Below are 6,763 nucleotides of genomic sequence, written 5' to 3' on the forward strand. Positions count from 1 at the left end.
TCTACTGAGTATGCTTTCATTGGTATATTATTTTTAGTCGATTTTATTGTACCTCATAACATCCGGAAGTGCTGTATTTGCTTGAGAAAGCTGGTAAATTTCCCCTAGCGACACCGGCATCACGCGCACGGAAGCCGCCAACTGAGGGTTTGTAGTTTTCAGTTGATCGACAAAAGCTTGAGCATCCTGCTGGCTGATAAAAATTCCTGCCACCGAATCATTGCCGGTTTGCTCCTGACCTTGTTTGGGAACAGTAGTGATCAGGGGCGCACCCTGAGCGTCTGTAATCGTAAACACGGGCACCGAGCGCAGCTTTTCGTCAATTTGTGTATTAGACAGTGCTAATGCTGTGAGATTTCCCGCTTCCGAGGCAGGGAGCAAGTCAACATTAACTAAATTAGACATGGTGGTATTAAGACGTGTTAAATTCGTTAAATCTTGTACTTACCGGCACAATAGGTGTTATATCCCCGAATTTTTTAAGAAGTCGGGGGTCTAACAGCTATGGGACTTAAAAATGTTACCTGTTGGCTACTTCCTGAAGTTGCAGCCGTTGAGATGGGGAAGCTACGTGAGCCGCGAGCATCCAGGAATCCAGAGTCCGCCGCAGTTCCTCGCGTCCTTTGTAGTCTTCCAATCTAAATCGAACTTTATCGCCCTCAAACAAAATCAGCGTGGGCAGACTTGTCAGCCGATAAGTGTGGGCTAACTTGAAACATTGATCGGCATTCACCCCTACGAGCTTGACTTTTTCTGCCCACTGTGCCTCAAAAGTCTTAAGGGTGGGGTCGATCGCGCGGCACAAACCGCACCAAGGAGCCGAGAAGTGAACTAAAACGGGGGTAGAGGCTTGAAACACCTCTTGTGCAAAAGTGCGTTCGCTAACCGACAACACCATGAGCCCTCAAAATTTAATAATTTTTTTTCTATCCTAGGGATCATGCTACCAGTATATGTTCCTAGTTACACGCATCAAAAAAGGATGAATTTCCCACAGCAGGCCCGTAAAAAGGACAACCCCTACATAGGAAGGGCGCAAAAACTCAAGCAAATCAAGGGTTTGACGCTTTTGTAGGATTGCCAAAAAAGGAATAATTGAGGTTCGAGATTTGATGGTTTCAAAGGATTCTCCAAAACGAGCCTGAAGCCGCTTGTCGCCGTGCCACACTCCGAACAGGTGGTGAAGTACCAAACCGATGGAAGTGACGAGGGTAAAGCTAGTGCCAATCCACAGGGTGTGGGCGACGCACCAAATCACCTGTCCCACCATTTGCGGGTGACGGGTGATGCGAATGATGCCAGTTTCGTAGAGGTGAACTTGGGGCTTTTGGACGGCGGCAATTTCTAGGAGGTTGAAAGTTGCTGGGTAAAGAAACAGAAAGGAAATTGCCGAAAGTATCCAAACTGCGGGTTTAACTCCGGGGACGCCCTGTACTTGCCAAAGCTGCAGGCCGTCGTAGCGGTGGTTGAAAAAGTAGACAATCAGAATGACGGCTAGCGGCAAACTGACAAGGGCAAAAAAAACGCGGTAAAGTCTCGGCCCGATTAGCTTTTCACCTTTGGGCCGGAGGGCTGCTAAACCGCTGTGGGCGATCGCAAAAACCAATAACAGACCCAGAATAACTAAGTGGGAGTCGAGCGCCAAGTCGATCGTCATTGCAAATATTAAGAAAAGTTATTGATTCTCGGCCAATTTGTGTCACAAAGTATCTATGGGAGCATTCAGCGGTTATCAGTCAGTTAACTGTTCACTGTTCGCTGTTGACTGTTGACTGTTCGCTGTTCGCTGTTGACTGTTCGCTGTTGACTGTTCGCTGTTTGCTGTTCGCTGCCTACAGTCAACCGTCAACTGTCAACTGACAACTGACAACTGACAACTGACAATTTAGATATATGTCTGACCTTCCTTTCACTTTAGACCAGTTACGCATTCTCAAGGCGATCGCCTCTGAAGGAAGCTTCAAACGCGCCGCGGACAGCCTCTATGTATCCCAGCCAGCAGTTAGCTTGCAGGTGCAAAACTTAGAGAGACAGTTGGACGTGCCGCTGTTTGACCGGGGGGGGCGGCGGGCGCAACTGACCGAAGCCGGACACCTGCTGCTGAGTTACGGCGAGAAAATTTTATCGCTTTGCCAGGAAACTTGTCGAGCTCTGGAAGACTTGCAAAATCTCCAAGGCGGTACTTTGATCGTGGGCGCTTCTCAAACAACGGGGACGTATTTGCTGCCTCGGATGATCGGGATGTTTCGCCAAAAGTACCCGGATGTAGCAGTACAGCTTCACGTTCACTCGACCCGCCGCACGGCGTGGAGTGTGGCAAACGGGCAAATCGATTTGGCAATTGTTGGCGGAGAAATTCCTACCGAACTTGTAGAAGCTTTAGAAATTGTTCCTTACGCTGAGGACGAACTGGCTCTGATTCTTCCTCCGTCCCACCCGATGGTACAACAAGAAAGTATCCAAAAAGAAGACCTTTACAAATTGCAGTTTATATCCCTCGATTCGCAGTCTACGATCCGCAAAGTAATCGATCAGGTACTGACTCGCTGCGGCATAGACACGCGCCGCTTGAAAATAGAGATGGAACTAAATTCGATCGAAGCCATTAAAAATGCCGTTCAGTCGGGGCTGGGAGCTGCTTTTGTCTCGGTTTCGGCGATCGAAAAAGAGTTGCTCATGGGCGTCTTGCACAAATCTCAAATGGACGAAGTTTTGGTAACTCGCATTTTGTCGCTGATTTACAACCCCAACCGCTACCGTTCTAAAGCAGCAGAGGCTTTCAGCAATGAAATTTTGCCTCAGTTTGCTACTTATTCGACCATCCTGGAGAAGAAAGAACCCCCGGCCCTCGATTTGGGATTCATAGAAATAGCAACTCCCAACTCGGCGGGAAGTTAATCTCTTAGGTCGCTGGCAGTTAGCAGTTCGCGGTGAGTTGAGAAATCGAAATCTGGTTTAACCATCACTTTTTCTTCCTTCTTCCCTTTTCCTTCTTCCCTTTTCCTTCTTCCCTCTTCCTTCTTCTTAGCAAACAAAAATGGAAGTTTACTGCACCCGCCCGGGCTGCCCGCGCCCTCAAAACTATTTTCCCGACCTCAATGACAGTTCGCTGCTGAAAACGGTGCAGCAAAAGTTTTGCACGGCTTGCGGGATGCCCCTGATTTTGAGCGGCCGCTATTTGCCCGTGAGGTTATTGGGTCAAGGCGGTTTTGGGGCGGCATTTTTGGCCAGAGACCGCTATACTCCGGCGATGCGGCAGTGCGTTGCTAAACTTTTGCAGCCGTCGGTAAGTCTGACTCCACCCCAGCTAAAAATCGCTCAAACTCTGTTTGAACGGGAAGCGGCGGTGCTGGAAGAACTGGGAAACGAACATTCCCAAATTCCGAGTTTGCTGGCTTTCTTTGAGCTGACTGTTGCGAGTTTGCAGCCGGGAAAAAACGATCAGTTTTTCTATCTGGTTCAAGAATTTATTGACGGTAAAAACTTGGAGGATGAACTAGCTGTAAAAGGCAGGTTTTCGGAGGCGGAAACCGTGGAGGTGCTGCGGGAAATTTTGAAGGTTCTCGATTTTGTGCACTCTCGCGGTTCGATTCACCGGGATATTAAACCTGCTAATATTATGCGGGGTAAAAACGGTCGGCTTTATTTATTAGATTTTGGGGCTGTTAAACAAGTAACACAAAGTGTTGGGAGTGCAAAAGCTTCGACTGGTATTTATTCTTTGGGTTACGCTCCGCCAGAACAGATGAGCGGGCAAGAAGTTTATCCGGCAACGGATTTGTATGCTTTGGCTGTGACTTGTATTACTTTGCTGAGCGGTTTGCAGCCGACGGAGCTTTTTGATAGTTACAGAAACGAGTGGAATTGGCAGTCGCGGGTGCAGGTAAGTTCGCGTTTGGCTCACGTTCTCGATCGAATGTTATTATCAGCTCCCAGCCAGCGTTTTCAATCTGCGAGTGAGGTGGAAGCGGCTCTGATGTCTGGGCCTCAACAACATTCTCAACAACCTACAGTCGTGGTGGCGCCGCCTCCGATACCTCTTCAACCGACTCTGCCTCCTCCTGTACGGGTTCCTGCAACACCGCCTGGAGGGCTGCAACCTTCGCAGAGAGCGACTTTTTCGATTTGGGAGGTTTTGTCGGGGGCGGCGTTTACGGGTTTTGAGGGAGGGGTGCTGGCGATCGCCCTGACGAGTTTGTTGCCCTCTCCTGGCTTGAGTATCGGATTGTTGGGGATGATTGTGGCGGGTTTGATTTACGGGCAGTACCGCAGGGCGATCGAACAAACTGAGATGTTGATTATTGGTGGAGGTACTGTGGCTTTGCTGTGGTTTTTCCCGGCTTTGCAGACGGCGGCACTTGCGATTTATCCGAATTCTCCGATCACTGGCGTGTTGTTTGTGGGATGGTTGGGTGCTTTGGGTGCGATCGCTGGAACAGCTATTTTTCGCTTGATTTATAAGTTACTTTCAAACGTTTTTTAATGTAATAGTCATCGCAAGAATTGCCTGTTTTGAACAGGCAAGATGCCTGTTCCACAATAATTAATTATGGGAGATGTCTAATTTAAAATGCAGACTCAGAAGTCTATCTACCCTAATTGGGTCATTGCTTGGGGCCCCGCAGCCCGATCGCACCCTGCAACTTGGGAAACTTCCGGTTTTGCCATAATCGGAGCTGAACCCACCTTCAGCCCGAATCAGCGATTTGTGCTGGTAGGTGACTGCTGCTTCGATCGCACCCCCACGCTCAAACAACAGATTGACACAGATGGATTGAGCGATTTGGCGATCGTGGCGCGGCTGTGGGAGCAGTACGCTACTAAAACACTGAGCTTGCTGTCAGGACAATTTGCCCTTGCCGTGTGGGATATAGACGAGGAAACCTTGTGTCTGGGGCGCGATCGCGTGGGAGCCAAAACGCTTTATTACACCCGTGCAGGAACGACTCGCTGGATCGCGCCTCGACTGCGATCGCTCAATCCGTATCACGATCGAGAACTTGATTTAGTTGCTTTGCGCGACTACTTGTGCTGTGCGTTTGTACCCGGAGCACAAACGCTGTGGGAAGCCGTGCGAGAGTTGCGGCCCGGTAGCTACCTGTACTTACCGGATGTTGAGGTGCAGAGATACTGGCAGCCACAGGAGCAAATTACTAACGCCGATCGCCCTTTGGAATGGCACAGTCAACAAGTGCGATCGCTTTTGGAACAACTGGTGCAGGAAGCGCTACCAGCGGGAGAACCAGTCGCAGCATACCTTTCGGGCGGGATTGACTCAAGTTGCGTCGCGGCGATCGCCACAAGGCTGCACGATCGCCCGGTACACACTTTTTCGATGCACTTTGGCGCTCAATATCCCAGCGAGATTGAATTTGCCAACATCGTCGCAGCACATTGTGGCACTGAGCACCATATTTTAGAAGTTTCGCCAAAGCAAATTTGGGAGTTGCTGCCGGAAACGCTGGCGGCGATGGATGATCCGGTGGGGGAAGGCTTGACGGTTCCCAATTTGCTGCTGGGGCGATCGGCAAAGCAATTCGCAGACGTGGTACTCAATGGCGAAGGCGGCGATCCGTGCTTTGGCGGGCCGAAAAATAAGCCGATGCTGCTGAATAGTTTGTACGGTTCGGTTCAGGTTAAAGCCGATCCGATCGCAGCTTACTTGACTTCGTTTCAAAAATGCTATGTGGATTTGCCACGTTTGCTGAAGCCGGAGGTTTGGGAAAAGGTGAAGAATGCGCCTTCCGTCTTTGCTGAGGAATTGCAACAGACAGAAACGACGTTTTTGAATCGGCTGATGCGACTCAACATTGAGTTTAAAGGAGCCGATTACATTTTGACCAAGGTGAATAATCTCACGGCTGCGGCGGGACTAAAAGCTCGATCGCCCCTATTCGATGCGCGGATGGTGGCGCTGAGTTTGCAAATTCCGCCAGAATATAAGCTTTCGGGCGCGCAGGAAAAAGCGGTTCTCAAGGCTGCTGTGGCGGATTTGCTGCCCGATGTCATTGTCAACCGTCCGAAAAGTGGGATGGTGATGTCGATGCAGCAGTGGTTTTTGAGGGATTGGCAGCGGCAAGCGCGATCGTTGCTGCTGAATCGTCATGCGGCGATCGCGCCTTACCTGGATCGAACACTAATCCGCGAGTGGCTAAACTATCGTGGAGAAGTTTTTCCCCGCTATGGGCTGAAGCTGTGGCTGCTGGTGACGCTGGAAATTTGGTTACAAGTCAATCGCCGTTAGTTATCCAAAATTAGGACACGCCGCCGTGCCTTGCGTCGTGTCAACTTCAGCACTTGACCCCCAAATTTCTCGCTCGACAGCGGCATTTTTCCTATGCGGTTTTCGCTCTTTTTTATAGCACCCAGTTGACATTTTTTAGGCTGCCAGCCTTTTAATCATCAGCGTAATAATATGAATTCCGGTTGTATTGGAATGATCAAACCGCAGAGGGCGCAGAGGATACAGAGAAACGGAAGAGACAGATGAATCATTCCGATGCCAACGGATTTGATATAAAACCAATATTCACCTTGGTCGTTGAATTAGCCAGAACTCTCAAAATTATTAACCAGGATTTTGCACCTTTCTGTCCAATAATTTCATATCATGTCCGATCGATTAAGCATAATATCCCGGTCGGGGCGAGTTTTTGATATTGTCAATTTTTGGCAGGTCTTCTTGGTGACTGGAGATTAGACTAAGACAGAATAAAGGGGTGCATTACTGTAAATGGAATGCACTCAAGAATCAACAATCGAA

General features: G+C 49.3%; 7 protein-coding genes. 3 read left to right on the forward strand and 4 right to left on the reverse strand.

Translation table 11 applies throughout. The features are described from left to right. Positions 1-33: 33 nt before the first annotated feature. The 3 genes from QUA47_RS29730 to QUA47_RS29740 all read right to left on the reverse strand — a co-directional run bounded on the left by QUA47_RS29730 (position 34) and on the right by QUA47_RS29740 (position 1,657). Entirely contained in the window at positions 34-405 is a 372-nt protein-coding gene (locus tag QUA47_RS29730) for a Tic22 family protein (protein ID WP_333433463.1), read from the reverse strand. Between the two features lie 115 nt (positions 406-520). Then, the gene (locus tag QUA47_RS29735; RefSeq protein WP_333135247.1) at positions 521-898 is read right to left on the reverse strand and encodes a thioredoxin family protein; all 378 of its coding nucleotides are present in this window, start codon (positions 896-898) and stop codon (positions 521-523) included. 45 nt (positions 899-943) lie between these two features. After that, positions 944-1,657 (reverse strand): NnrU family protein, encoded by a 714-nt coding sequence (locus QUA47_RS29740; protein ID WP_333289511.1) that lies wholly within the window; start codon positions 1,655-1,657, stop codon positions 944-946. Positions 1,658-1,893: 236 nt separating this feature from the next. Between QUA47_RS29740 and QUA47_RS29745 the strand changes: the two genes are divergently transcribed. After that, positions 1,894-2,898 (forward strand): LysR family transcriptional regulator, encoded by a 1,005-nt coding sequence (locus tag QUA47_RS29745; RefSeq protein ID WP_190663891.1) that lies wholly within the window; start codon positions 1,894-1,896, stop codon positions 2,896-2,898. Here the strand turns inward: QUA47_RS29745 and QUA47_RS29750 are convergent. After that, positions 2,895-3,035: a hypothetical protein gene (locus QUA47_RS29750; RefSeq protein WP_190663890.1), complete on the reverse strand. Its 141-nt coding sequence runs from the start codon at positions 3,033-3,035 to the stop codon at positions 2,895-2,897. The genes QUA47_RS29745 and QUA47_RS29750 overlap by 4 nt on opposite strands. 2 nt (positions 3,036-3,037) lie before the next feature. Between QUA47_RS29750 and QUA47_RS29755 the strand changes: the two genes are divergently transcribed. Together QUA47_RS29755 and QUA47_RS29760 are read left to right on the forward strand one after the other, a co-directional pair. Continuing rightward, positions 3,038-4,483 carry a protein kinase domain-containing protein gene (locus QUA47_RS29755; protein ID WP_333433464.1) on the forward strand — a complete coding sequence of 482 codons (1,446 nt, stop codon included), beginning with the start codon at positions 3,038-3,040 and terminating at the stop codon, positions 4,481-4,483. A gap of 87 nt (positions 4,484-4,570) precedes the next feature. Then, a complete protein-coding gene (locus QUA47_RS29760; RefSeq protein WP_333433465.1) occupies positions 4,571-6,244 on the forward strand; it encodes an asparagine synthase-related protein in 1,674 nt (557 codons plus the stop codon). Positions 6,245-6,763 lie beyond the last annotated feature (519 nt).

The sequence above is a fragment of the Microcoleus sp. MON2_D5 genome (assembly GCF_036701905.1).
In the GTDB taxonomy this organism is placed as follows: domain Bacteria; phylum Cyanobacteriota; class Cyanobacteriia; order Cyanobacteriales; family Microcoleaceae; genus Microcoleus.